Source organism: Streptomyces sp. GESEQ-35, from assembly GCF_017948485.1.
In the GTDB taxonomy this organism is placed as follows: domain Bacteria; phylum Actinomycetota; class Actinomycetes; order Streptomycetales; family Streptomycetaceae; genus Streptomyces.
The window spans coordinates 244,294-269,356 of sequence record NZ_JAFFSX010000005.1 but is presented as its reverse complement, the minus strand read 5'-3'; the positions used below and the strand labels follow the sequence as shown (position 1 = coordinate 269,356).

The 25,063-nt window shown below is 70.6% G+C and carries 23 protein-coding genes and 1 pseudogene; 13 read left to right on the top strand and 11 right to left on the bottom strand.

All coding sequences use genetic code 11. The annotated features are described in order from the left end of the window. Positions 1-37 precede the first annotated feature (37 nt). Positions 38-2,551, top strand: a complete 2,514-nt coding sequence (locus KCH87_RS12850; RefSeq protein ID WP_210586147.1) for an RNA helicase — start codon at positions 38-40, stop codon at positions 2,549-2,551. 19 nt (positions 2,552-2,570) lie between these two features. Then, positions 2,571-3,437 carry an acyl-CoA thioesterase II gene (locus tag KCH87_RS12845; RefSeq protein WP_210586146.1) on the top strand — a complete coding sequence of 289 codons (867 nt, stop codon included), beginning with the start codon at positions 2,571-2,573 and terminating at the stop codon, positions 3,435-3,437. 1 nt (position 3,438) lies between these two features. Here the strand turns inward: KCH87_RS12845 and KCH87_RS12840 are convergent, their stop codons facing one another. Continuing rightward, a complete protein-coding gene (locus tag KCH87_RS12840; RefSeq protein ID WP_210586145.1) occupies positions 3,439-4,332 on the bottom strand; it encodes a DUF6397 family protein in 894 nt (297 codons plus the stop codon). Between the two features lie 121 nt (positions 4,333-4,453). After that, positions 4,454-4,867 (bottom strand): roadblock/LC7 domain-containing protein, encoded by a 414-nt coding sequence (locus KCH87_RS12835; RefSeq protein WP_210586144.1) that lies wholly within the window; start codon positions 4,865-4,867, stop codon positions 4,454-4,456. Positions 4,868-4,962: 95 nt separating this feature from the next. Here KCH87_RS12835 and KCH87_RS12830 point away from each other — a divergent pair, with 95 nt between their 5' ends. Then, on the top strand, positions 4,963-5,391 hold the full coding sequence (locus tag KCH87_RS12830; RefSeq protein ID WP_210586143.1) for a PPOX class F420-dependent oxidoreductase: 429 nt from the start codon (positions 4,963-4,965) through the stop codon (positions 5,389-5,391). A gap of 14 nt (positions 5,392-5,405) precedes the next feature. Here KCH87_RS12830 and KCH87_RS12825 read toward each other — a convergent pair whose 3' ends face one another. The 5 genes from KCH87_RS12825 to KCH87_RS12805 form a co-directional block, all read right to left on the bottom strand. Next, complete coding sequence (locus KCH87_RS12825) at positions 5,406-6,011, bottom strand: ATP/GTP-binding protein (protein WP_210586142.1); 606 nt, start codon at positions 6,009-6,011, stop codon at positions 5,406-5,408. Positions 6,012-6,125: 114 nt separating this feature from the next. Further along, on the bottom strand, positions 6,126-6,539 hold the full coding sequence (locus KCH87_RS12820; protein ID WP_210586141.1) for a DUF742 domain-containing protein: 414 nt from the start codon (positions 6,537-6,539) through the stop codon (positions 6,126-6,128). A gap of 22 nt (positions 6,540-6,561) precedes the next feature. Next, a complete protein-coding gene (locus KCH87_RS12815; RefSeq protein ID WP_210586140.1) occupies positions 6,562-6,999 on the bottom strand; it encodes a roadblock/LC7 domain-containing protein in 438 nt (145 codons plus the stop codon). Beyond that, the gene (locus KCH87_RS12810; protein ID WP_210586139.1) at positions 6,996-9,518 is read right to left on the bottom strand and encodes a nitrate- and nitrite sensing domain-containing protein; all 2,523 of its coding nucleotides are present in this window, start codon (positions 9,516-9,518) and stop codon (positions 6,996-6,998) included. The genes KCH87_RS12815 and KCH87_RS12810 overlap by 4 nt, the downstream gene beginning before the upstream one ends. A gap of 59 nt (positions 9,519-9,577) precedes the next feature. Next, complete coding sequence (locus KCH87_RS12805) at positions 9,578-10,351, bottom strand: MHYT domain-containing protein (protein WP_210586138.1); 774 nt, start codon at positions 10,349-10,351, stop codon at positions 9,578-9,580. Positions 10,352-10,503: 152 nt separating this feature from the next. On the opposite strand from KCH87_RS12805, the gene KCH87_RS12800 reads away from it, so the two are divergent. Beyond that, positions 10,504-11,103, top strand: a complete 600-nt coding sequence (locus KCH87_RS12800; RefSeq protein WP_210586137.1) for a class I SAM-dependent methyltransferase — start codon at positions 10,504-10,506, stop codon at positions 11,101-11,103. A gap of 66 nt (positions 11,104-11,169) precedes the next feature. Here KCH87_RS12800 and KCH87_RS50735 read toward each other — a convergent pair. Continuing rightward, positions 11,170-11,388, bottom strand: a pseudogene (locus tag KCH87_RS50735) (alpha/beta hydrolase); the annotation flags it as partial. 118 nt (positions 11,389-11,506) lie between these two features. On the opposite strand from KCH87_RS50735, the gene KCH87_RS12790 reads away from it, so the two are divergent. The 4 genes from KCH87_RS12790 to KCH87_RS12775 all read left to right on the top strand — a co-directional run bounded on the left by KCH87_RS12790 (position 11,507) and on the right by KCH87_RS12775 (position 15,100). Then, positions 11,507-12,040, top strand: coding sequence for a PadR family transcriptional regulator (locus KCH87_RS12790; protein ID WP_210586135.1), 534 nt, complete (start codon positions 11,507-11,509; stop codon positions 12,038-12,040). Between the two features lie 174 nt (positions 12,041-12,214). Then, complete coding sequence (locus KCH87_RS12785) at positions 12,215-12,511, top strand: hypothetical protein (protein WP_210586134.1); 297 nt, start codon at positions 12,215-12,217, stop codon at positions 12,509-12,511. A gap of 134 nt (positions 12,512-12,645) precedes the next feature. After that, a complete protein-coding gene (locus KCH87_RS12780) occupies positions 12,646-13,512 on the top strand; it encodes a hypothetical protein (RefSeq protein WP_210586133.1) in 867 nt (288 codons plus the stop codon). 196 nt (positions 13,513-13,708) lie between these two features. Then, complete coding sequence (locus KCH87_RS12775; RefSeq protein WP_210586132.1) at positions 13,709-15,100, top strand: tannase/feruloyl esterase family alpha/beta hydrolase; 1,392 nt, start codon at positions 13,709-13,711, stop codon at positions 15,098-15,100. Positions 15,101-15,104: 4 nt separating this feature from the next. Here KCH87_RS12775 and KCH87_RS12770 read toward each other — a convergent pair whose 3' ends face one another. Continuing rightward, positions 15,105-15,287: a hypothetical protein gene (locus tag KCH87_RS12770; protein WP_210586131.1), complete on the bottom strand. Its 183-nt coding sequence runs from the start codon at positions 15,285-15,287 to the stop codon at positions 15,105-15,107. Positions 15,288-15,556: 269 nt separating this feature from the next. Between KCH87_RS12770 and KCH87_RS12765 the strand changes: the two genes are divergently transcribed. From KCH87_RS12765 to KCH87_RS12750, 4 genes are all read left to right on the top strand, one after another. Further along, positions 15,557-18,403, top strand: a complete 2,847-nt coding sequence (locus KCH87_RS12765; protein WP_210586130.1) for a DEAD/DEAH box helicase — start codon at positions 15,557-15,559, stop codon at positions 18,401-18,403. Then, positions 18,400-19,668, top strand: a complete 1,269-nt coding sequence (locus KCH87_RS12760) for an SWF or SNF family helicase (protein ID WP_210586129.1) — start codon at positions 18,400-18,402, stop codon at positions 19,666-19,668. The genes KCH87_RS12765 and KCH87_RS12760 overlap by 4 nt, the downstream gene beginning before the upstream one ends. A gap of 19 nt (positions 19,669-19,687) precedes the next feature. Next, complete coding sequence (locus tag KCH87_RS12755; RefSeq protein ID WP_210586128.1) at positions 19,688-20,242, top strand: GNAT family N-acetyltransferase; 555 nt, start codon at positions 19,688-19,690, stop codon at positions 20,240-20,242. A 71-nt stretch (positions 20,243-20,313) separates the two neighbouring features. Beyond that, positions 20,314-21,657, top strand: coding sequence for an esterase-like activity of phytase family protein (locus tag KCH87_RS12750; RefSeq protein WP_210586127.1), 1,344 nt, complete (start codon positions 20,314-20,316; stop codon positions 21,655-21,657). A gap of 57 nt (positions 21,658-21,714) precedes the next feature. Here the strand turns inward: KCH87_RS12750 and KCH87_RS12745 are convergent, their stop codons facing one another. Both KCH87_RS12745 and xylA read right to left on the bottom strand, forming a co-directional pair. Next, positions 21,715-22,125 carry a hypothetical protein gene (locus KCH87_RS12745; protein ID WP_210586126.1) on the bottom strand — a complete coding sequence of 137 codons (411 nt, stop codon included), beginning with the start codon at positions 22,123-22,125 and terminating at the stop codon, positions 21,715-21,717. Between the two features lie 143 nt (positions 22,126-22,268). After that, a complete protein-coding gene (xylA, locus tag KCH87_RS12740) occupies positions 22,269-23,435 on the bottom strand; it encodes a xylose isomerase (RefSeq protein ID WP_210586125.1) in 1,167 nt (388 codons plus the stop codon). Between the two features lie 163 nt (positions 23,436-23,598). On the opposite strand from xylA, the gene xylB reads away from it, so the two are divergent. Then, entirely contained in the window at positions 23,599-25,044 is a 1,446-nt protein-coding gene (gene xylB, locus KCH87_RS12735) for a xylulokinase (RefSeq protein WP_210586124.1), read from the top strand. The last annotated feature ends 19 nt before the right edge of the window (positions 25,045-25,063 follow it).

The window sequence follows — 25,063 nt, the reverse complement described above, 5'->3', positions numbered from 1 at the left end:
TTCCCCCATCGGGCAGGAGGGCAGGCAAGATGGGTGCGTGACCCTCATCGATCAGCTGCCGCCGACCGCCGACCCCGACGCTCTCTATGAGGCCTTCGAGTCGTGGGCCCAGGAGCGCGGCCTCACCCTCTACCCCCACCAGGAGGAGGCGCTGATCGAGGTGGTCTCCGGTGCGAACGTGATCGTGTCCACGCCCACCGGCTCCGGCAAGAGCATGATCGCGGCAGGTGCGCACTTCGCCTCCCTCGCCCGTGACGAGGTCACCTTCTACACCGCCCCGATCAAGGCGCTCGTCTCGGAGAAGTTCTTCGAGCTGTGCAAGCTCTTCGGCACCGAGAACGTCGGCATGCTCACCGGCGACGCGTCCGTCAACTCCGACGCTCCCGTCATCTGCTGCACCGCCGAGGTGCTCGCGTCGATCGCCCTGCGCGACGGCAAGAACGCCGATGTCGGCCAGGTGGTCATGGACGAGTTCCACTTCTATGCCGAGGCCGACCGGGGCTGGGCCTGGCAGATCCCGATCCTCGAACTTCCGCAGGCGCAGTTCGTCCTGATGTCGGCCACACTCGGCGATGTCTCGATGTTCGAGGAGGACCTCACGCGGCGCACCGGCCGCCCGACCTCGGTGGTCCGCTCGGCGACCCGCCCCGTCCCCCTCTCCTACGAGTACCGGCTCACCCCGCTCACGGAGACGCTGACCGAACTGCTGGACACCAAGCAGGCGCCGGTCTACATCGTGCACTTCACCCAGGCACAGGCCGTGGAGCGGGCACAGGCGCTGATGAGCATCAACATGTGCTCGCGCGAGGAGAAGGACCAGATCGCCGAGCTGATCGGCAACTTCCGCTTCACCACCAAGTTCGGTCGCAACCTCTCCCGTTACGTCCGGCACGGCATCGGTGTCCATCACGCCGGCATGCTGCCCAAGTACCGCCGCTTGGTGGAGAAGCTCGCGCAGGCCGGACTGCTGAAGGTCATCTGCGGCACGGACACGCTCGGCGTGGGTGTCAACGTGCCCATCCGCACCGTGCTGTTCACGGCTCTCGCCAAGTACGACGGCAATCGTGTCCGCACGCTGCGCGCCCGTGAGTTCCACCAGATCGCGGGGCGTGCCGGGCGGGCGGGCTTCGACACGGCGGGCTTCGTCGCGGCGCAGGCGCCCGAGCATGTCATCGAGAACGAGAAGGCGCTCTCCAAGGCGGGCGACGACCCGAAGAAGCGCCGCAAGGTGGTCCGCAAGAAGGCACCCGAGGGTTTCGTCGGGTGGACCGAGAACACCTTCGAGAAGCTCATCACCTCCGATCCGGAGCCGCTGACCTCCCGCTTCCGCGTGACGCACACGATGCTGCTGTCGGTGATCGCCCGGCCCGGCAACGCCTTCGAGGCGATGCGGCATCTCCTGGAGGACAACCACGAACCGCGCAAGCAGCAGCTCAGGCACATCCGGCGGGCGATCGCCATCTACCGCTCGCTGCTGGACGGCGGCATCGTCGAGAAGCTGGACGAGCCGGACGCCTCGGGCCGCATCGTCCGTCTCACGGTCGATCTCCAGCAGGACTTCGCGCTCAACCAGCCCCTGTCCACGTTCGCCCTCGCCGCGTTCGAGCTTCTGGATCCCGAGTCGCCGTCGTACGCCCTGGACATGGTGTCCGTCGTCGAGTCGACGCTGGACGACCCGCGGCAGATCCTCGCCGCCCAGCAGAACAAGGCGCGCGGCGAGGCCGTGGCCGCGATGAAGGCGGACGGTGTCGAGTACGAGGAGCGCATGGAGCGGCTCCAGGACATCTCGTACCCGAAGCCCCTGGAGGAGCTGCTCTTCCACGCCTACGACACCTACCGCAAGAGCCACCCCTGGGTGGGGGACCACCCGCTGTCGCCGAAGTCCGTCATCCGTGACATGTACGAACGGGCGATGTCGTTCACGGAGTTGGTGTCCCACTACGAGCTGGCCCGCACCGAGGGCATCGTCCTGCGCTACCTCGCCGGCGCCTTCAAGACCCTCGACCACAACATCCCCGACGACCTCAAGTCCGAGGACCTCCAGGACCTGATCGAGTGGCTCGGCGAGATGGTGCGCCAGGTCGACTCCAGCCTGCTGGACGAGTGGGAACAGCTCGCCAACCCGGAGGAGATGACCGCCGAGGAGGCCCAGGAGAAGGCCGACGAGGTCAAGCCGGTGACCGCGAACGCACGCGCATTCCGGGTCCTCGTCCGCAATGCCCTGTTCCGCCGCGTCGAGCTGGCCGCACTCGACCAGGTCGAGGAGCTGGGCGAGATGGACGCGGAGTCCGGCTGGGACGCGGACGCCTGGGGCGAGGCGATGGACAAGTACTGGGACGAGTACGACGACCTCGGCACCGGCCCCGACGCCCGCGGCCCCAAACTGCTCGTGATCGAGCAGGAGCCGCAGAACGGTCTGTGGCGCGTACGCCAGATCTTCGACGACCCGAACGACGATCATGACTGGGGCATCAGCGCGGAGATCGACCTCGCCGCCTCCGACACGGAAGGCCGAGCGGTCGTCCGGGTCACTGACGTCGGCCAGCTGTGAGCACAGGAGAATCCCACCCATGACGAATCCGGCCGAGAGCCTCGTCGACCTGCTCGACCTGGAGCAGATCGAGGTCAACATCTTCCGGGGCCGCAGCCCGCAGGAGTCCCTGCAACGGGTCTTCGGCGGGCAGGTGGCGGGCCAGGCGCTGGTCGCCGCCGGGCGCACCACGGACGGCGACCGCCCGGTGCACTCGCTGCACGCGTACTTCCTGCGCCCGGGCCGACCGGGCGTGCCGATCGTGTACCAGGTCGAGCGGGTCCGGGACGGGCGGTCGTTCACCACTCGCCGGGTCACCGGCGTGCAGCAGGGCCGCACGATCTTCAATCTCACCGCCTCCTTTCACAAGCCTGAGGAAGGTCCCTTCGAGCACCAGCTGCCGCCGGCCCGCAAGGTCCCGGACCCGGAGTCCCTGCCGACGGTGACGCAGGAGATCCGGGAGCATCTGGGCGCGCTTCCCGAGCAGTTGGAGCGCATGGCCCGGCGTCAGCCCTTCGACATCCGCTATGTGGACCGGCTGCGTTGGACCACCGAAGAGGTCAAGGACGCCGAGCCGCGCAGCGCCGTGTGGATGCGTGCGGTCGGGCCGCTCGGTGATGACCCGCTCGTGCACACCTGCGCGCTGACCTACGCCAGCGACATGACCCTCCTGGACGCTGTCCGGATCCCGGTCGAGCCCCTGTGGGGCCCGCGGAACTTCGACATGGCGTCGCTGGACCACGCCATGTGGTTCCATCGGCCGTTCCGCGCGGACGAGTGGTTCCTGTACGACCAGGAGTCACCGATCGCGACGGGCGGACGGGGCCTTGCCCGTGGTCGCATCTACGACGTGGAGGGGCGGCTGCTCGTGTCCGTCGTCCAGGAGGGGCTGTTCCGGGCGCTGTAGGTCACGCTCCTCTGCGGCGCAGCCAGCCCAGCAGTCCTCCCCGTGATCGCCCGGGCTCGTCGGTCCGGGCCGGGGTGCTGTCCGGGGCGGCGGGTGGATCGGGCTGCTTCGCTTTTGGCCGTGGCGCGGGGCGGTATGCGCGCGCCTCGTTCAGCGCCTGTGTCAGGTCCGCCCGCAGCCAGCTGATCTCGTCCGGGTCGTCCGCCGTCATGATCCGCTCGGCGAGATGCGCGGCGGGCGATCCGGGTGAGCCGTGGGCGGGCGGACCGGGCCGGAACCTGTTCAGGTGGGCCCGCTCGTACGGGTCTGTGGCGATCTCCGCGATCTGGACGGGGTCGAGCAGGGCGGCCACGGCACCGGCATGCTGCCAGGGGTCGTCGGCCTGCCGCAGAAGGAATCCCAGGTGCCGGCCACGCCAGTTGCGGGGCCGTAGGTCCAGGCCTGCGTCCAGCTGGTCCTTCAGCCCCTCGGGCGTCCGGCCGTTCAACAACGGAGCGTTCTTCGCATCGGCCGCGAACTGGCGTAGTTCCTCGGCCAGATAGAGCCAGACCACCGCTCGGTAGCGGTTGAGGTAGAACTTGACCGGCACCACAAGACCGAGCCGCGCGAGGCGGGTGAACCTCGCTGGGGTCACCTCCATGATGTGGGCACCCTCTGTGGTTCCCACGGCCTTGACAGCCCCGAGCAACCCCTCGGGGAAACCCTCGTCCGCGCGCAATCGCTCGATTTCCTCGTGGGACACGCGGCGGCCCACGCCCCCTTCGTCGGGCACGGTCCGGATGCGGCCGAGGTGTACGGCCAGTTCGAACTCTCCCCGTTTGAGCCCGAGTTCGCGGGCGGCGCGGCTCGGCGCCCAAGAGAGTCGGTGCGGTTTTGTGATGGTGTCGCCGGACATGTCTCCCCCGTGGAGTCAGCGGCTCACGCCGTGTGCGCTCGCCGTGAAAAAACCGTAGCCGGTCCGGCGGATCTCGTGGCGAGCCTGTGGATAACTCCACGGATGAGGGTAAACGCGCAGGTCAGGTCTCTGTGACCGGCCCCTGCTCGGGCTGGCGGGCGTCCACGCCGAGGTGCTCGCCGACGCGATTGACGAGCAGGGTCATCTCGTAGGCGATCTGGCCGATGTCTGCCTCCGCACCGCTGAGGACGCAGAGACAGCTGCCGGTGCCGGCCGCGGTGACGAACAGGACCGCGTCGTCGAACTCCACCATGGTCTGGCGCACTCTGCCCGCGCCGAAGTGGCGTCCCGAGCCCTTGGCCAGGCTGTGCAGCCCGGACGAGACGGCGGCGAGATGTTCCGCGTCCTCGCGTCGTAAGCCCGTACTCGCTCCCGTGACCAGCCCGTCGTTGGACAGGACCAAAGCGTGCCGTACCTGTTCGACGCGCTCGGTCAGATCGTCCAGCAGCCAGCCGAGTCCCTGGTTCTGCGCCATGGTCCTGTCTCCCCGTGTGATGTCTCCCCCTGGCTGGAGGATCTGTCGGCCAGCCTTCCGGACGAGCGGGCGTCGGAGCAAGGAGGATGGGCGGCATGGCGCAGAAGATGACTGATGACGAATGGCGGGCGTTCGTCTCGCACGGCACCCGCACCGGGAAACTGTCGACCGTCCGTGCAGACGGGAGCCCACATGTGACGCCGATCTGGTTCGTGCTCGACGGGGACGAGGTGGTGTTCAACACGCACGGCAGGAGCGTGAAAGGGCGCAATGTGGCCCGTGACGGACGCGTCGCGCTGTGCGTGGACGACGACCGGCCGCCGTACGCCTACGTGGTGCTGACCGGTCGCGCCCGCGTCTCGGAGGATCTCGCGGAGCTGCGGCACTGGGCCGGACTGATCGGTGCGCGGTACATGGGCGAGGAACGCGCCGAGGAGTTCGGGGACCGCAATGGCGTGCCGGGCGAACTCCTCGTCCGTGTCTCGATCGACAAGGTCCTGGCGGAGAAGGACATCGCGGACTGAGCCGAACTCCCTTCTCAACCCACTGAGTCGAGCAGCCGGGCGGTGTGCACGCGCCCGGCGTACTCGACGAGTCGGATCAGCACCTCCTTTCCCGAGTCGCGGTCGCGGGCGTCGCAGAGCACCACGGGCGTTCCTTGGTCGAGGTCGATTGCGCGGGAGACGTCATGGGCACCGTAGGTGCGCGCGCCGGCGAAGCAGTTCACGGCCACCACGAACGGGATATGCCGGTGTTCGAAATAGTCGACTGCGGGGAAACAGTCCTCCAGGCGGCGGGTGTCCGCGAGGACCACGGCACCGAGCGCACCCTGCGACAACTCGTCCCACAGGAACCAGAAACGGTCCTGGCCCGGCGTACCGAAGAGGTAGAGGGACAGACCGGACCGGATGGTGATGCGTCCGAAGTCCATGGCGACGGTCGTGGTGACCTTCTGGTCCACACCGCCGGTGTCGTCCACCAACTGACCGGCTTCACTGAGCAGTTCCTCGGTGCGCAGGGGCCTGATCTCGCTGACCGCGCCCACCAGGGTGGTCTTGCCCACGCCGAATCCGCCGGCGACCAGTATCTTCAGCGCCAGGGGGGCAGATTCGCCGCCCTGGGCGTCGGAGTGCTCGGAGACCATCGATCACTTCTCTCGGGAGTGCCGGCAACGGTCGACGTGTGAAGTCAGCATCATGGCAACTGCGGATTCGTCTTGAGGGATTGGACCGCTATTGGCCTGTTTCCGAACGTTCATCTACAGCGCCCGCAATCCCTCGATCACCTCGCGCAGAATCCGTTCGTCGGGCAGCTGCGCCGGCGGCACCGGGCGGGTGACGGTGACGCAGCCCAGTTCCAGCAGGTCTCCCAGAAGCACGCGCACCACACCCACGGGCAGTTCGGCGCCCGCGGCGAGTTCGGCGACCGACTGGGTCTCGGTGCGGCACAGGCCGATGAGGGCGCGGTGTTCCGGCCCGAGCGCGGTGTCGTCGTCGAATCCGGGTGCGCTCGCGTCCAGACTGACAAGGGCGATGAGGTCGAACCGCACTCCGGTGGGGCCGGGTTTGGTGCGCCCACCGGTCATGGCGTACGGACGGACCAGGGGCCCGGCCTCGTTGTCGTACCACTGGCTGCCCTGCTCCCGCTGGGCGCCCGTGATGTCCTCGGTCATGTGCGCGGACCGCCCTCTCGGCTCATCCGGCGGCGGGCGGCCGTGCGGCGACGCGCGGCGCCGCGTAGAGATGTTCACCGACGCGCTTGACCAGCCGCGCCATCTCGTAGGCCACCAACCCGATGTCGGCGGTCGCGGCGGTGAGGACGGCGAGGCAGGAACCGTCGCCCGCCGCGGCCACGAACAGGAAGCCGTCGTCCATCTCCACCATGGTCTGGCGTACGCCGCCCGCGCCGAAGTGCCGGCCGGCGCCCTTGGCCAGGCTGTGGAAGCCGGATGCGACCGCGGCGAGGTGTTCCGCGTCCTCTCGACGGAGGTCGGTGGAGGCGCCCACGGCCAGTCCGTCGTTGGACAGCACCACGGCATGCCGTACTTCGCTCACGCGCAGCACCAAGTCGTCCAGCAGCCAGTCGAGTTCGCCGGACCTCTGGGCTGATCTCATGCTCGGGTCCTGGATCATGCGGGGTCTCCTTCGCTGCTGTCGCTGCCCACTGGGGTCTCTGGGGTGACTCCGTGTCCCGGCTGCCTGCCGCCGCCGCGCACCCAGCCGTCGCGGTACGCCGCCATGCGGTCCCGCACGAGTTCGGGTGTGCGCTCGTCGTCACTCCGGGGGGCGGGTCCTGGTGCCGGATCCTCGGGGCGTCCGTCGCGCAGTTGAGGGGCGAGGCTCGCCTGCCGTACTCGGCGGGGGAGATCGTCGGAGGCTTCGGAGTCGTCCGGGGGGCGGTGCAGTCGCAAGGTGGTGACTCCGGGGGGTGGTGTGTCTTCCGCGGTGTCCGCAGCGGCCGTTACGGGGGCCACCAGTGCGGGGCGGTCCGCGGGCGCGGTCACCGACTCCTGGTGCCGGGCGGGGCCGGGCACACGCGTGTACTCACGCTCCGGGGGCCGTTCCGCCTCGGCCGCCTTGCGGGGGGAACGTTCCGCCGCGCCACTGTGCAGCAGGGCCGTGGGCAGCAGGACGACCGCGGTCGTGCCGCCGTAGGGCGAGGTACGCAGGTGCACCTTGATGCCGTGCCGGGCCGCGAGCCTGCTGACCACGAAGAGGCCGAGCCGGTCGCTGTCGAACAGGTCGAGGGTCTCGGACTGCTCGATGCGGCGGTTTGCTTCGGCGCGGGTCTCCTTGCCCATGCCGAGGCCACGGTCCTCGACCTCGAGGGCGTAGCCGTTGCCGACAGGTTCCCCGGTGATGCGCACGCGCGTGTGCGGGGGCGAGAACTGGGCGGCGTTCTCGACGATCTCCGCGAGGAGGTGGGTGAGGTCGGCGACGGCCGCGCCGATGACGGAGGCCTCGGGGAGTTGTCGTACCTCCACGCGCGCGTAGTCCTCGACTTCGGAGACTGCCGCCCGGACCACGTTCGTCAGGGAGACCGGCATACGCCACGCCCGGCCGGGCGCCGCTCCGGAGAGGATGATCAGGCTCTCGGCGTGACGCCGCATACGCGTGGTGAGGTGGTCGAGCCGGAACAGGTCGCTCAGCTCGCCCGGGTCCTCGGAGCGGCGTTCCATGCTGTCGAGGAGGCTGAGCTGACGGTGGACGAGGACCTGGCTGCGACGGGCGAGGTTGACGAAGACCCCGGAGATGCCGCTGGCGAGCTCGGCGCGTTCCACGGCGGCCCGCAGGGCTGCGCGGTGCACGGTGCCCAGGGCCTCGGCGACCTGACCGGCCTCGTCCTCCGCGGGCGGACCGGGCGGCGCCTCGGCACTGACGTCGATCTCCTCGCCCGCGCGCAGTTTCCCCATGGCCTCCGGGAGTTTGCGCCGGGCGATCTCCAGGGCGCTGTTGCGCAGACTCACCAGCTCGACGACGAGGGCGCGGCCGATGCGTACGGAGATGACGAGCGACGCGGCGACGGCGGCGAGGCCGAACAGGACCGCGGCACCGGCCGGGGTGAGCAGACCGCGGGTGAACGGGTCGGCCCGGACGGCGCCGCCGCGCCCGGCGTCCTCCTCGATCGTGCGCATCGCGTCCTGCACGCGCGCGTGCGCCTGGTCCCAGGTGGCTTCCGGTGCGGCGTCGACCGCCCGGGCGCCCGACCCGGTGGCGAGGACTTTGTCCTCGGCGGCGCCCACGGCGGCATAGGCGCTGCCGTCGGCGAGTTCCCGCCAGGCGGTGCGTTCGGGGCCGCGCAGGTCCGCGACGGCGGATTCGGTGAGGGCGCGGCGGGTGTCGACAGCTCCGGTGAACAGCCGCATCCGCTCCCCGTCGAGCCGGCCGGCGAGGCGTGCGCCGGCCAGCACGACGTCCTCTTGAGCCAACGCCTCTCCCGCGCGGGAGAATTCGAGCAGCACGCGCGCGTCCGAGCCGAGTTCGGCATCCTGGATGCCGGTGAGCGCGCCGCCCACACCGAAGGCCGTCGCGATGGTCTTCGTGTACTGCCCGTACGTCTCGTCCCACCCCGCGCGCCGGTCCAGCACCGCGGTTCGCAGCGGACGCAGTTCCTCGGCGGCGGTGACGAACGCCTCCAGACGCGCGGCCACTCCTGCGGGCAGCTCTTCGCTTTCGGCGACGGTGTTGCGCTCGCCGAGCCGCAGTTCCGCGACGGCCCGGTCCGTGCGCTCGGAGAGCCGCTTGATGTCACCGCTCTGCCCGGCGGACGGATCGGTCGCATGGCGCACGGCGGCCTCCCGCTCGGCCTGGAGCGCGGCGACGGCGTCCGCGACGGGAGCCCGGATCGCTGAGTCCACGCGCTGCAACTGCCGTAGCCGGGAGACGTCCTGGGCGGTGCTGACGGTGGCGTACGCCCAGAGGGCCAGCAGCGAGACCACCGGCACCATCAGCAGGCAGACGATCTTGGCGCGTACGGTGCGCGGTCGTATTCGCCATCGCCCCCCGCGCACGGGGGCATCGTCCACGACCGTGCCCGCGGGCTCGTCCGGACCTTCGTCAGCGGGTGGTCCGGCATGGGCGCGGCGGCCGCGCACGGTGGGCTGGGGCGGCGTCTCGGCGCCGGCTTCACGGGTCCTACGGGGTGTACGCATGGCCTCCTCGCTCGGAAGTCGTTCGGGGCTGCCGGTCCGTCACCGGGCCGGACCCGCCGCTAGCGGGCGACGCTCTCGACCGGACGCTGGGCCGAGGCGGATGCCTCGCGCTCGCCCTTCGTGGGCGACAGGGCGACGAAGGCCGAGGTCAGGAACAGATAGGACCCGAGGCCGACGGCGAGGGGGAAGATGAACTGCATCGCCGTGGCCCCGGGCAGGACGTCGCCGGACGGCGTGACCTGCACGCTCACCGCGAACATCCCGGTGTAGTGCATGCTGCTCACCGCCGCCCCCATGATCAGCGAGGCGATGGTGACGGCGACCGGCGACTTGATGTTGAGCGCCGCCCACAGGGCCGCCGTGGCGGCGATGACGGCGATCAGCACGGAGAGTCCGACAAGGACCGGGTCGTAGTCGACGTCGCCATGGAGGCGCACCGCCGCCATGCCGAGGTAGTGCATGCTCGCGACGCCGAGGCCGGTGGTGAGCCCGCCGATCAAGAGCGCACGGCCGCGGTCGCGGCTGTAGCCGACGGCGAAGACGCCGGCACAGACGACGGCCATGGCGACGAGGAGGCTCGCGATGGTGAGCGGCACGTCGTAGTGGATGTCGGTGCCGCTGACGCTGAAGCCGAGCATGGCCACGAAGTGCATGGTCCAGATGCCGGTTCCGATGGCCGAGGCGGCGGTGATGAGCCAGTTGCGGCGCGACCGGCCACCGGCGCCGAGCGCTCGGACGGTGCAGCGCAGTCCGAGCGCGGCGCCTGTACACGCCATGAGGTACGACAGCACAGGTGTCAGCCAGCCGAGGGCGGCGTGGTCCAGGTGTCCCATGGCTCAGGGACGCTAGCCGGGGCAGGGGCGCACAAGGGGGGCGCAGTTCGAAAGGTGCTGGAATATGACGCAGAGAGGTACCTGAACGATCGCGTCACGCTCGAACGTGTGCGCCGCGACGTCACCCCTGTCGGTGAGGGATCATGCGGACCATGAGCGACGACCACACACACGTCCAGGAGTTCTTCACCGCCCGCGCCGCGGACTGGGACGCCCGCTTTCCGGACGACGGCCCGGCCTACGCGTCCGCGGTCGCCGAACTCGCTCTGCACGAGGGAGCTCGTGTGCTCGACGCGGGCTGTGGCACGGGCCGCGCCCTGACGCCGCTGCGCACGGCCGTGGGGCCCTCCGGAGTGGTCCTGGGAGCCGATCTGACCCCGGCCATGCTGGAGGCCGCCGTGCGGGCCGGACGGGACCGTGACGGGCTACTGCTGCTCGCCGACGTCGCCGCGCTGCCGCTCCACTCGGAGTCACTCGACGCGGTGTTCGCGGCTGGACTCGTCGCCCACCTGCCCCAACCGGCGCAGAACCTACGGGAGTTGGCGCGTGTGGTGCGACCTGGCGGCACGCTGGCGCTGTTCCATCCGATCGGCCGAGCGGCGCTCGCGGCACGCCAGGGGCGGCAGATCACCCCGGACGACCTGCGCGCGGAACCCAACCTGCGCGCTCTGCTGGCGCGTTCGGGGTGGCGGATGACGTCGTACGTCGACGAGGACGCCCGGTTCTTGGCACTGTCCGTGCGCGAAGGCTGAGCCTCACACCTGTCCGGTGACAGCCGCCGCGAAAGCGTCGGGACGGTCGAACATGACGTTGCGACCGGCGCCGGACACGCTCACCACGCGCACGCCCGCAGCCTCCAGGCCCTCCCTGCCTTCGATGAGCGTGTAGCCGAAGCGGGCGGGCCGGGCAGCGATGTGCGCGTGGTACACGGTCGAAACCGATCCCAGGCCGTGCACGTAGACGCACGCGGGTTCCGCACCCGGCGTCTCCGTCCATCGGATGCAGCTTCCCTTGCCGTCGAACTCCGCCTGTTGCATCGCGTCCTCCCCCGCAGGGCTACGTCTGCCCTCTCAAGAGAATACATCGAAACCGATGTATCAAGGTAGCGATGTACCCTTCCTTGGATGTACCGCGAACGTGCGAGACAATGCGCTCATGCTGGAGCTCGCCATCCTCGGATTCCTGTACGACGCCCCACTTCACGGCTATGAGCTGCGTAAACGCATTACCGCGCTGACAGGCCATGTGAGACCCGTCGCCGAGAGCACGCTGTACCCGGCGATCAAGCGCCTGGAGCAGGCGGGGCTGCTCGAACGCGCCACCGAGCCCGGCTCCGTGGCCGCTCCTCGGCACGTTCTGACGCTCACCGAGGAGGGAAGACGGGAACTGCGCCGCAGGCTCGCCGAGCCCGTCCAGCGCGACATCACCGACGAGAACCGCTGGTTCGCGGTGCTGGCGTTCCTCCGCCACCTGGACGCCCCGGCGGCCCAGGCAGCCGTACTGCGGCGCAGACTGGCGTTCTTGGAGGAACCCGCGAGTTTCTTCTACGAAGGTGACCGGCCGCTGCGCCCCGAGGAACTGGACGACCCGTTCCGGCGCGGCGTGCTGACCATCGCGCGTGCCACGTCCCGCGCCGAACTCGCCTGGCTGCGGGAGACGATCGACTCACTCGACGCAAGGCAGGTCTAGGAAACCTCGGCGAGCCTGCGGCGCAGCTGTACGGTCCATCCGCCGCATCCGTTCGAGTCACTCGAAACGCTTCACTGCGCCGTCCCCCTTATGCCGCGGGAACTCCAACTCTACGTTGAGGAGCAGGAGATGAAGGATCAGCCGTGGCAACCACGCAGGGGGAAGGTGGTCAGCATGTTCGGGAGGGTCCGCAAGTCCGGTGCGAGGGTTCTCAACGCCTTGCGCGCGGAGCGGGAAACCGGTCGGGACAGGCGTACGCACAATCTGTTCGAGGCCGCCGCCGCGTATGTCTCGGCGTGCGCCGAGGACGACCAGGAGCAGATCGAGGAGACCTCGGGCTGGGTGTCGCCGGAGGCACTGTCGTTCGGGGTGAGCGAGCTCGCCTGCCGGGCCGTCATCGCGCTCGCTCGGGAGCGCGACGAGTCGCCACGGACCGTGGCCCGGGAGCTCCTTGGACTGCCGGCGGCCTGACGCCCGGGAGCACCTACGGTCGATTCGCCCCGTCGGGACGGAAAACTGCAGCTCCGGCTGCGCCTGTGAGTCGTGACAACGGCCTTCCGGTCGCACTAGGGTGCGCCGTTGTACGAACCGATGGGGAGGCTGGGATGGCCGGGACGGACGAGGACGCCGTCGCCGCCGAGGACGACGCACTCTTTGTGCTCACGGCGGTGCTGCTGACGCCGGCGAAGTTCCCGAGCGTGCTGGGCGACGACTATCCGGCGGCCTGCGCGTCGCTCGGTCTTGCGCCGCTGGCCGACGGGTACGGCCTGGTACTCGGCCAGGACGGCGACGGCGCCCGCTGGACGGTCGCCATCGACGACGTGTCGCTGGTCGCCGTCGCCATCGCGTCCTGGGACTGCGGTATGGAGTACGACCTGTCGCCCGACGAGCGGACGGTCGTGGCCGCCCTGCCCGGCTGGCCGCTCGATGTCGCCGTCGCGGCTCCCGGTGTGCCCGCGCCGCACGATCCCGGCCCCGACATCGCGGACGGCCCCCCGCTGATGCCGCCGGACACCAGCATCTGGGGGCCGGCCCAGCGCCGCCTTGGCGCGGATGAGATCGCACGCCAATGGGCGATGTGGCGCGAGCAGATCAACGATGCGGACTTCACGAAGCCGAACGGCTCGTCCGCCACGGCCGCGGACACGGACGAGGCCGAGCAGGACGAGAAGAACGAGAAGTCCGAGGAAGACGCCAAACCCGGCAACAGCAGCATCCGGCGCGTCCTCGCGGAGGCCCGCGCGTACGTCGACACCCCGCCGCCGCTCGGCCGGGTACGGTCGTCCTTCGCGCCGGGCGACGCACGGATACTGCGCGCCGACGGCCCCGGCTGGTCTCTCGTGGCCAGGACCGACGACATCGCCTTCGTGCTGCTCGACGAGGAGCCCGGCGAGGTCATGCCGGTGGGCCGGGGACCTGAGCTGCCAGGGCTGCTTGAGGCACTGGACAAGATGGCCGTACGCCCCAGCTGAGCAGGCCGCTGCCCGGGGCTCAGCATCGCGTGGCGGCCGGGCACGGTATCCGAGCCGAGTCCTCCCCTCTGCACGCCTGTTATGAACCTCCATGCGCTGCCGCCGTTCCATGTGGTCCCAACCCATGGATGGTCTACAGGCGGGACCGCACCATGCTCTGGACACCCCGCTGTCTCGCGTCCGCCTGGAGGCTGTCATGCGTCTGTCCCGAGGTGCTCCCCTCCTCGCCGCCGCGGTGGTGGCTGCGGCTGTCACCTGGCCGATTCCCGCCGCGGGCACGGCCGTCCGGGACGGTCACTGTGCACGCCAGGAGCAGGTACGGGTGCCGGGTTCGGCCTTCCAGCGGAGTGCCTGCCTCCCGGATCTGACGACCGCCGGACTCGCCGGCACTCCGTACACGGACCTGGCCGACCAGGCGGGTCTGACCGCGGCCGGCACACGAACGCCGTCCGGTGTGCCCGGTCTGCAGATCGACGGCTACTTTCCGGACTCCTCGCACTTCAACGCCACGCACGGCTGGCGGCACGACGCCCAGTTCGTGATCCGGTTGCCGCACCGCTGGAACGGCGGCCTGGTCGTCACCGGCGCGCCCGGCACGCGCAGGCAGTACGCGACGGACAAGGCGATCTCCGACCAGGTCCTCGCGCAGGGCTACGCCTATGCGGCGACCGACAAGGGCAACAGCGGCTCCGACTTCTACCGGGACGGCACCCGCCCCGGTGACGCGGTCGCCGAGTGGAACGCCCGGACCACGCAGCTCACACGGGCGGCGAAGCGGACGATTGCCCAACGCTATGGGCACGCCCCGCGGCGCACCTATGTCACCGGCATCTCCAACGGCGGCTATCTCACCCGCTGGCAGTTGGAGAACCACCCGGAGCTGTACGACGGAGGCGTGGACTGGGAGGGCGCGCTGTGGACCACGGACGGACCCAGTCTGCTCACCTCGCTGCCCACCGCAGTGGCGCGGATGCTCGGCTCGGCGCGGGACGAGGACCTGTACGCGGTGGGCTTCGCACACGGCTCGGAGTTTCTGTGGCCGTACCACGAGAATGCCTATTGGGGAGTCACACAGAAGATCTACCGCGCCGAGTTCGACCCCACCTACGACCCCGCCTGCCCGGGCCCGTCCGCCGGGAACACTCCGGAGCAGATTCTCGCCCCGTGTCCCGGCGACGCGGCCTACGACTACGCGTCACGTCCCGCGTCCGTCCGGCGCGCCGTGGCCAGGGTGGCGCTGACCGGGCACATCGGCAGGCCGCTGATCACACTCCACGGCGATCTGGACGCGCTGCTGCCCAAGACCTCCGACTCGGACGTGTACGCGCGCATGATCGACGCGAGCGGACGGGACGCGCTGCATCGCTACTACACGATCCGGGGCGGCACACATGTCGACGGGCTGTACGACACCTTCCCCGACCGTTTGCGGCCGATCCTGCCCTGCTACCGGTCGGCGTTCGACACGCTGGTGACCTGGGTGGAGCGGGGCACCAAGCCACCCGCGGACCGTACCGTCGGCAGGCCCGCGGGCGGCGATGTGGTCGACTCCTGCGCACTGGCCGACCGAGATGCGCCGATGCCGTAATGCCTCAGCGGCCGAGCTCCTTGCGGGTGACGCGGCGCAGCCTGCGCCGCTGCGAGGGGTCCAGCGCCAGGTAGGCGCCGGCCGGGACTCCCACCACGATCAGCAGCACTGCCCACAAGGGCAGCCAGATCCACAGGAAGAGCCCGACCGCTACACCTCCTATGGCGATCTTCGCGTTCTTCGACATGCTGTCGCCTCCTTCGCGGCCACTGCCGCTCTCTGTCCTGAAAACGGGTCCGCGCTTCCCGCAGTTCCGGACCACGACCCTGAGACGCCCCTGAGGTGCGACCCCGAGACACCCCTGATTGTCCGTCTCCACAGTGGGTGGATACCCAGCCGGAGCATAGAGTGACCCGGTTCACTGCCCGGTCCTGCCGGGCACGCCGCCGCAGTGCTGTACCCTCGGCGACCCCGACCACGGTAGTCAAATTTGAGGAATAAGTCATCGCTGTGCAGATGCCGCCCGTCGCAACGCCGGCCGAGATCGCTGAACTGGCCCGTTGCTGTGCCGTCTTCGTACCCGGCGATCCAGCCCGCACCGGCCGCGTCGCCTTCTGGCGGCCCGATGGTGAAGCCCCCGCTGTCGTCGCCTCGGGTTCCGTCGAGGACCTGACTGTCGCTCTGCCCGGCCAGAACGGTGTCGAGCCGGTCACCGTGCCCGCCATGCTGCTGCCGATGCGGGCCGCCCTGCCGGTGCTGACACGCGCGCGTGCCTCCGCGCACGCACACAGGGCGCCCGTGTTCTGGGGCGCGGCCACAGTGCAGGCACTACAGCTCGCTGCCCGCGGGCTTCTGTTGCCCGGCCTGTCCGAGCGTGACCACGACGCCTGGCGGGTCGGCCCCCTGCGCACGGCCGACGTCGAGCGCCTGCGCGAGCTCGCCGCCGCCATGCCGCCCGAGTCGCACGCCGTGCCGGTGGAGGGCGACGGGCCATTGCAGCTGCCCGACCCGGAACGACTGCTGCGCGCCTTCCTCGACGCGGTCGCCGACGCGCTGCCTCGCTCCCCCGCCGCCTCATTGGTGACCGGCGGACCCGCCTACGCCGCCCATGAGCCGCAGCGTCTGCCGGATCAGCGCGCGTGGGCCACCGATGTCGCCGCGGGGCACGATGCGGGCGTACGGCTCTCGCTGCGCATCGAGGTGTCCGGTCTGGCCGCCGTGACGCAGGACGACCAGGCACTGTCCTTCCTGGCCGTGCCTCAGGTGCACAGCGTCAGCGATCCCGCCCTCGTCGCGGACGCCGCTCAGGTGTGGGCGGGATCCGGCGCCTTCGGAACGCGCGCCCCGATGGACGCCCTCCTGGCTCTCCGCCGCGCCGCCCGAGCCTGGCCCCCGCTCACACCCTTGCTCTCGGCGGCCGTGCCGGACGCGGTCGAACTCGCCGACGAGGACGTCACCGACCTGCTCGGCGAAGGTACCCGCGCACTCGCCGGTGCCGGAGTCGACGTGCACTGGCCCAGGGAGCTCGCCCGCAAGCTGACCGCCCACGCGGTGGTCGGCCCGCCGGACGACGACTCGGTGCCGGGCACAGTCCCCTCGAACACACCCTCGTTCCTGTCGGCGGACGCCCTGTTGGCGTTCAACTGGCGGTTCGCGCTGGGCGACCAGCGGCTCTCCCGAGAGGAACTGGATCACCTCGCCGAGGCGAACCGCCCGGTCGTGCGGCTGCGTGACCAATGGGTCCTGATCGACCCTCGGGAAGTGCGTCGCGCCCGCGCGGAGCAGGACCGCAAGGTCACACCCGTCGACGCCCTGAGCGCCGCCCTGACGGGCTCCACCGAGATCGACGGCCGCCCGGTCGACGTACACCCCACCGGGTGGCTGGCAGCCCTGCGGGAGCGGCTCGCGGACCCAGAGGCGCAGGAGCCCGTCGAGCAGCCGGCCGCGCTCGCGGCCACCCTCCGCGACTACCAACGGCGTGGCCTGAACTGGCTTGCTCGCATCACGTCCCTGGGTCTGGGCTGTTGTCTGGCCGACGACATGGGGCTCGGCAAGACGATCACGTTGATCGCCCTGCATCTGCACCGGCAGACCGACGAGTCGGCGGCCGGGCCCACACTGGTGGTGTGTCCGACGTCCCTGATGGGCAACTGGCAACGCGAGATCGAGAGGTTCGCGCCCGGCACTCCCGTGCGCCGCTTCCACGGCCCGCGGCGCGATCTGGGGGCGCCGGCCGCCGGGGAGTTCGTGCTCACCACGTACGGCACGATGCGCCTGGACGCGGGCCGGCTCGCCGAGGTGCCGTGGGGCATGGTCGTGGCGGACGAGGCCCAGCACGTGAAGAACCCGTACTCGACGACCGCCCGGGAGCTGCGCTCGATCGGCGCACGCGCGCGCGTGGCGCTCACCGGTACCCCGGTGGAGAACAACCTGTCGGAGCTGTGGGCGATCCTCGACTGGACGACCCCGGGTCTACTGGGCCGGCTCGGCGCCTTCCGCACCCGCTACGCGCAAGCCGTCGAGGGTGGTCAGGACCCGGCCGCCGCGGAGCGGCTCGCCCGGCTCGTACGGCCGTTCCTGCTGCGCCGGCGAAAGTCGGATCCTGGGATCGCGCCCGAGCTGCCGCCCAAGACCGAGACGGATCGGGCCGTGTCGCTCACGACGGAGCAGACGGGTCTGTACGAGGCCGTGGTACGCGAGACGCTGGCGGAGATCTCCGGTGCCGACAGCATGGAGCGGCGCGGGCTGATCATGAAGTTGCTGACTGGCCTGAAGCAGATCTGCAACCATCCGGCGCAGTTCCTCAAGGAGGAGCGGCCCAGGATCGCCGGGCGCTCGGGGAAGCTGGAGCTCCTGGACGAACTGCTCGACACGATCCTCTCCGAGGGAGCAAGCGTCCTGGTCTTCACCCAGTACGTGCAGATGGCGCGGCTCATCGAACGGCACCTCACGTCCCGTGGAATGCCCTCGCAGTTCCTGCACGGCGGTACACCCGTCGCGGCACGGGAAACGATGGTGCGGCGTTTCCAGGATGGTGAAGTGCCTGTCTTCCTGCTGTCGTTGAAGGCTGCGGGTACGGGGCTGAACCTCACCCGCGCCGAGCACGTCGTGCACTACGACCGCTGGTGGAACCCGGCGGTGGAGGCGCAGGCCACCGACCGCGCCTACCGGATCGGGCAGAACAGGCCGGTGCAGGTGCACAAGCTGATCGCCGAGGGAACCATCGAGGACCGCATCGCCGAGATGCTGAACCGCAAGCGGGAACTGGCCGACGCGGTGCTCGGCTCCGGCGAGGCCGCACTGACCGAGCTGACCGACGCCGAACTGGCCGATCTGGTGGAGCTGCGAGGGGGCACGCGATGAACCGGCCCGACCATGACGCAGAGCGCACGTTCGCGGCGCTGCCTCCCGCGCACGGGAGGGGCTTCGCGCAGACCTGGTGGGGCCTGGCCTGGTTGAAGGCACTGGAGGACGCGGCGCTGGACTCGGAGCAGGTGAAGACGGGCCGCAGGCTCGCGCGCGCGGGTGCCGTGGGCGCGGTGTCCGTGCGTCCGGGACGTATTACGGCCGTCGTCCAGGACCACGATCGCACGATGCACCGCGCGGACGTCCTGCTGGAGGAGTTGACCGCCGATCAGTGGGACCGTTTCGCGGTCATGGCCGTCGAGCGTGCCGGTCATGTCGCGGCGCTGCTGGACCACGAGATGCCTCCGCACCTCGTCGAGGACGCGGCGGCCGCGGGGATCGAACTGCTGCCGGGCCTGGGCGATCTGGAGCCGGAGTGCGACTGCGACGCCTGGGACCACTGCGGACACACGGCCGCGCTCTGCTATCAGGTGGCACGGCTGCTGGACGAGGATCCCTTCGTGCTGCTGCTGATGCGGGGACGGGGCGAACGCGCCGTGGTGGACGCCCTTCAGGCCCGCAGTGCCACACCCGCCGAAGAGCCCTCCGCGCCGCAGGGAGTGGACGCCGCGGAGGCCTACGCGGCCGGGGACATCCTGCCGCCGCTGCCGGCGCCGCCCGAACTTCCCGACGAGCCCGGAGTTCCTCCGTCGCTGGACACCGAGGCCCCGCCCGCGCCCGGCATCGATCCGGCCGCTCTGGAGTACCTGGCCGCGCGAACCGCCGCCCAGGCGCACCGCCTGCTCGCCGAGGCGCTGCGGCCGAGGTCGGAATCGGACGCGCCCGAGACTGAATTGACCACTGCTCAGGACGCCGTACGCCTCGCCGCGGGCACCCCTGAACAGGGCGTCCTGGAGCGGCTCGCAGAGGGTTCGGGTCGCAGCCGGGACTCACTGGACCTGGCCATCCGCGCCTGGCGGCTGGGAGGTACGGCCGCGCTGTCCGCGCTGGAGGAGGAGTGGTCTGTCGCAGGAGAAGCACTCGCACGCGCGCGTGCCGCCCTGGAGTCGGCCTGGGAAGAGGACGAACGGCCGCCGCTGCGCGCGCGGAGCAACCGGTGGACGGTCGTCGACGCGCCCGCTCAGTTGCGCCTGGGCCGGGACGGCCGCTGGTGGCCGTACCGGAAGGACCGGGGCCGCTGGGTGCCCGCGGGGAGGGCGGCCCAGGATCCGGCGACGGCACTGGCGTCCGCGGAGATCCACTCGCCTGAAGAGGCCGTCTAGGAAAGTGAGTTGGTGCGCCGTGAAGCACTTCGGCCGGGACGTCCTCACCGTCGCCGACGACCTCAGCGCGGCGTACACGGAGGTCTTCACCGCGCCTCCGTGGGAGCACCGGGAGCCCGAGGCGACCCGGGTGGAGTTCCGGGAGCGACTGGAGACGGACGCCCGTCGTCCCGGATTCCGCGCCGTACTGGCGCTGTCCGACGCCGGTGAGGTGGACGGCTTCGTCTCGGGATGGATCACTCAGGCCCCGTTCCGCACCGACCGCGCCTACGGAAAGGTGACCCGCCGGCTCGGCGCGGACCGAGTGAACCAACTGCTCGTGGGCGCCTTGGAGATCGACGAACTGGGAGTGCGGGCACGCGCGCGTGGCGCCGGTCTGGGCCGCCGGCTGCTGTCCGCCCTCACCGCCACTGCACCCGGCGGCCGGGCATGGTTGCTGACCTGGAATCAGGCACATGACACGCTGGCCTTCTACCGGCACATCGGCTGGCAGGAGCCCGAACCGCTGCCGGGCAGCGAGACGGACATCGTGGTGTTCCTCTCGACGAGCGCCCGCCGCCCCTCGTTCACCTGACGGTCGCACGGCGTTCGATGCGAGGCCGAAATCTGGCCGCTGTCATCGAACTTGCTCCTCAGGAGGCCCTGATGTCCCCGTATGCCACCGGCCGGCGCCGCGTCCACCGTTCGCTCGCAGCGGGCGTTCCGCTGGCGGTGGTGGCCGCCGCGCTGGTGGCGGCCGGTCCGGCAGCGGGATCGACGACCGCGGCTCCGTACGTCACCCGTACGGCCACGCTCGGCGACATCCCGCTCGGCACGTTCAGCAACGCGCTGCTGGCGGGGACCGTGGCCGACGACCGGGGTGTGGACCTCGGCGGCATCGGCAGTGACATCTATCCGACCGGCCGTAAGGGCGAGTTCTGGACGGTCACCGACCGCGGGCCCAACGGCCAGATCAAGGTGGACGGCACCAAGCGCCGTACCTTCCCGGTACCGGGCTTCGATCCGGCGATCGTGAAGATCCGGGTGTCCGGCGACACCGTGAAGGTGCTGGACGCGATCCCGATCACCACGTCGTCCGGGAAGCCGGTCACGGGCCTGTCGAATCAGGAGGGGCGTGACGAGGCGCCGTACTCCTTTGACGCACAGACGCCCCAGTCGTACAACGCGAACGGGCTGGACACCGAGGGCATCGTGCGGGCCGGGGACGGGAGTTTCTGGCTCGTCGACGAGTACGGGCCCTCTCTCGTGCATGTCTCCGCACGCGGGAAGGTGCTGGCGCGCTATGTGCCCGAGGGGCTGAACCTCACGGGTGCGGACTACCCGGTCGTGGAGGCACTGCCTTCCGTCCTGCTGCACCGCAAGATCAACCGGGGCTTCGAGGGACTGGCCCAACTGCCGGGCGGTGACCTCGTGATCGCCGGGCAGAGTCCCCTGTCACTCCCCGACGGTGATGCGGGAGACGCCTCGCTCACCACCCGTCTGCTGCGCTTCTCGCCGAAGAAGAAGGCGGTCACCGCCGAGTACGCGTACCGCTTCGACCCGGTGAACGTGGTCGACCCGAGTGAGGACGACACCTCCGAGCTCAAGATCTCGTCGGTGGTTGCCGTGGGCCGGGACCGGCTGCTGGTCGAGGAGCGCACGGACAAGGCCGCGCGACTCCAGATCGTGCACCTGGGACGCGCGGCGAACATCCTCGGTGGCCCCTGGGACGACGACACGATCTCTCCGTCACTGGAGCAGCTCGACGACCCGGCGGCCTCCGGTGTGCCGGTCCTGGCCAAGCGCCTGGTCGTCGACCTGGGCACGGTCGACGGCGTGCCCGGGAAGATCGAGGGCGTCGCGCGCGTGGATCGCGACACTCTCGCCCTGATCAACGACAACGACTTCGGCATGACGGACGGCAGCGGCGCGTTCGACGCGAACGGCCTGCTCGTGGACAGCGGCATCGAAACGACGGTGACCTACGTGCGGCTGCCGCGCGGCATCTGATCCCGGGCCCGGTCAGTGAGAGTGCGGCACGCACGCGTGCCGCACGAACACGCCGCCCTACGGCAGATCGACCCCCAGCGACGGCAACAACGACTCGAGGTCGCTCGGCAGCTCGCTCGGGAAATCCGAAGGCAGCGACGGCACCTCGCTGGGCACTCTGCTGGGCAGCTCGGTCGGGATGCCCAGGGAGGGGCCCGGCGAACTGCTGGTGCTGCTCTCGGCAGGCGCCTTCTCGTCCGGCGAGTCGTCGCTTCCCGAAGCGACCAGCACCACGGCTACGACGACCGCGATGCCCACGAGGGCGGCGATCAGGATGAAGAGCGGATTGCGGCGCCGTCCGGAGCCACCGTCCGGTGGCTGCTCCGGCGGCGGCCAGTCACCGTACGAGGGCGGTCCGAAACCGCCGCCCGGAGGCGGCGTCCCACCCGGTGGCCCGGGCGGCTGAGGCGGTACGGGCGGCATGGCCATACCCTCAAGCGTCGCCTCGGACGGGGCAGGGCGCGACCCCCGCACGGCAGTTGATACGGGCTCATGGCGTGGACCGCATGATTCCGGAGCATTCCCGCGCGGAGATCGTCCAGCAGCCGGCTCTCACCGGCACGCGCGCGTACTCAGCCGCGCGCGCCCAGCAGATGGTCCATGGCCAGCTGGTCGAGCCGCTCGAAGGCCATACCGCGCGCGGCGGTCGCCTCCACGTCGAACTCCTCGAACGCCGAGCGGTCCGCGAGCAGCGCCTTCAGACCGTCCGCCGCCGTGGGCTGCGCCAACTCGTCCAGACGCGAGGCGCGCAGCGCCTCCTGGACCTCCGGGTCGGCGCGGAAGGCGGCGGCACGCTCCTTGAGGATGAGGTAGTTGCGCATGCAGCCCGCGGCCGACGCCCACACACCGTCGAGGTCCTCGGTCCGCGGCGGCTTGAAGTCGAAGTGGCGGGGCCCGGCGTACCCGGCGGTCTCCAGGAGGTCGACCAGCCAGAACGCGGCACGCAGGTCGCCGGCGCCGAAGCGCAGGTCCTGGTCGTACTTGATGCCGGACTGGCCGTTGAGGTCGATGTGGAAGAGCTTGCCCGCCCACAGGGCCTGCGCGATGCCGTGCGGGAAGTTCAGCCCGGCCATCTGCTCGTGCCCGACCTCGGGGTTGACGCCGTACAGCTCGGGCCGCTCCAGGCGCTCGATGAATGCCAGGGCGTGGCCGACGGTGGGCAGCAGGATGTCGCCGCGCGGCTCGTTCGGCTTGGGCTCGATCGCGAACTTCAGGTCGTAGCCCTGGGAGGTGACGTACTCGCCGAGAAGGTCGAAGGCCTCCTTCATGCGGTCGAGGGCGACACGGACGTCCTTGGCGGCGCCGGACTCGGCACCCTCGCGGCCGCCCCAGGCGACGTAGGTCTTGGCGCCGAGCTCGACCGCCAGGTCGACGTTGCGGATCGTCTTGCGCAGGGCGTAGCGGCGCACGTCACGGTCGTTCGCCGTGAAGGCTCCGTCCTTGAAGACCGGGTGCGTGAAGAGGTTCGTCGTGGCCATCGGCACGGTCATGCCGGTCGTGTCGAGCGCCTGACGGAAGCGCTTGATGTGGGACTCGCGCTCGGTCTCCGAGGATCCGAAGGGGATCAGGTCGTCGTCGTGGAAGGTCACTCCGTGGGCCCCGAGCTCGGCCAGGCGCTGCACCGACTCGACCGGGTCGAGGGCGCGCCGCGTGGCGTCGCCGAACGGGTCCCTTCCCTGCCAGCCGACGGTCCACAGGCCGAAGGTGAACCTGTCCTCGGGGGTGGGCTGGTAGTTCATGCCGCGGCTCCCTTGCTCGCTTGCGACTGTCGCACACGACTATTTCGTCATGGCGCTTTACAAATTAGTATGCGGAGGCATCTCTGGGAAGAGACACAGGTGTCTTTCGTCAGACATGAGCCAGACATGAGCCGGGCATGAGCCGCAGAAAAGGGAGAGCCTGATGTCAGCAGCCGAGGGTCCGCTCGTCGTCGGCGTGGACACGTCCACCCAGTCCACCAAGGCGCTGGTCGTCGACGCGTCCACCGGTGAGGTCGTCGCGAGCGGCCAGGCGCCGCACACCGTGTCCTCCGGGGCGGGCCGGGAGAGTGATCCGCGCCAGTGGTGGGGCGCCCTGTGCGAGGCCCTGAGCCAGTGCGGTGACGCGGCGCGCGAGGCCGCGGCGGTGTCGATCGGCGGGCAGCAGCACGGCCTCGTCACGTTGGACGCCCAGGGCGACCCGGTGCGTCCGGCCCTGTTGTGGAACGACGTGCGCTCGGCGCCGCAGGCGCGTCGACTGACCGAGGAGCTGGGGGGCGCGAAGTTCTGGGCCGAGCGCACCGGGCTGGTGCCCGCCCCGTCCTTCACTGTCACGAAGTGGGCCTGGCTGGCCGAGCACGAGCCGGACGCGGTCCGCGCCACCAAGGCCGTACGCCTCCCCCACGACTACCTCACCGAGCGCCTCACCGGGCAGGGCACGACCGATCGGGGTGACGCGTCGGGAACGGGCTGGTGGGCGTCCGGATCCGAGGCGTACGACGCGGAGATCCTGGCGCACGTCGGGCTCGACCCCGCGCTGCTGCCCCGAGTGGTGCGGCCCGGCGAAGTCGCAGGCACCGTGCGCGACAGCCACGACCTGCCCTTCTCCAAGGGCACGCTGGTCGCTCCGGGCACCGGTGACAACGCCGCCGCCGCGCTGGGCCTCGGGCTGCGCCCCGGCACCCCGGTGCTCAGCCTGGGCACGTCGGGCACGGTGTACGCGGTGTCGAAGCGGCGCCCCGCCGACCCCACCGGAACCGTGGCGGGATTCGCCGACGCCCACGGCGACTGGCTGCCCCTGGCCTGCACCCTGAACTGCACGCTCGCCGTCGACCGCATCGCGTCCCTGCTGGGCCTCGACCGCGAGGCCGTGGAACCCACCGCCGACATCACGCTGCTGCCCTACCTGGACGGCGAACGCACCCCCGCACTCCCCCACGCCTCGGGGCTGCTGCACGGCCTGCGCCACGACACCACCGCGGGCCAGCTCCTCCAGGCCGCCTATGACGGCGCCGTCCACGCGCTGCTGGGCGCACTGGACCTGGTCCTCGACGAGGACGCGGACCGTTCGGCCCCGCTGCTGCTGATCGGCGGCGGCGCCCGGGGCACGGCCTGGCAGCAGACCGTACGGCGGCTGTCGGGGCGTCCCGTCCAGGTGCCCGAGGCCAAGGAGCTGGTCGCGCTCGGCGCCGCCGCGCAGGCGGCCGGGCTGCTGACCGGCGAGGATCCGGCCGCGGTGGCCCGGCGCTGGCGCACCGCCGAGGGCCCGGTGCTGGACGCGGTGGAGCGGGACGAGACGACCCTGGCCAGGATCTCCGGGGTACTCTCCGACGCGGCCCCGCTGCTGGAGCGGAGCGCTGAGAACCACTGAGGACGACGGGGGCGTGACC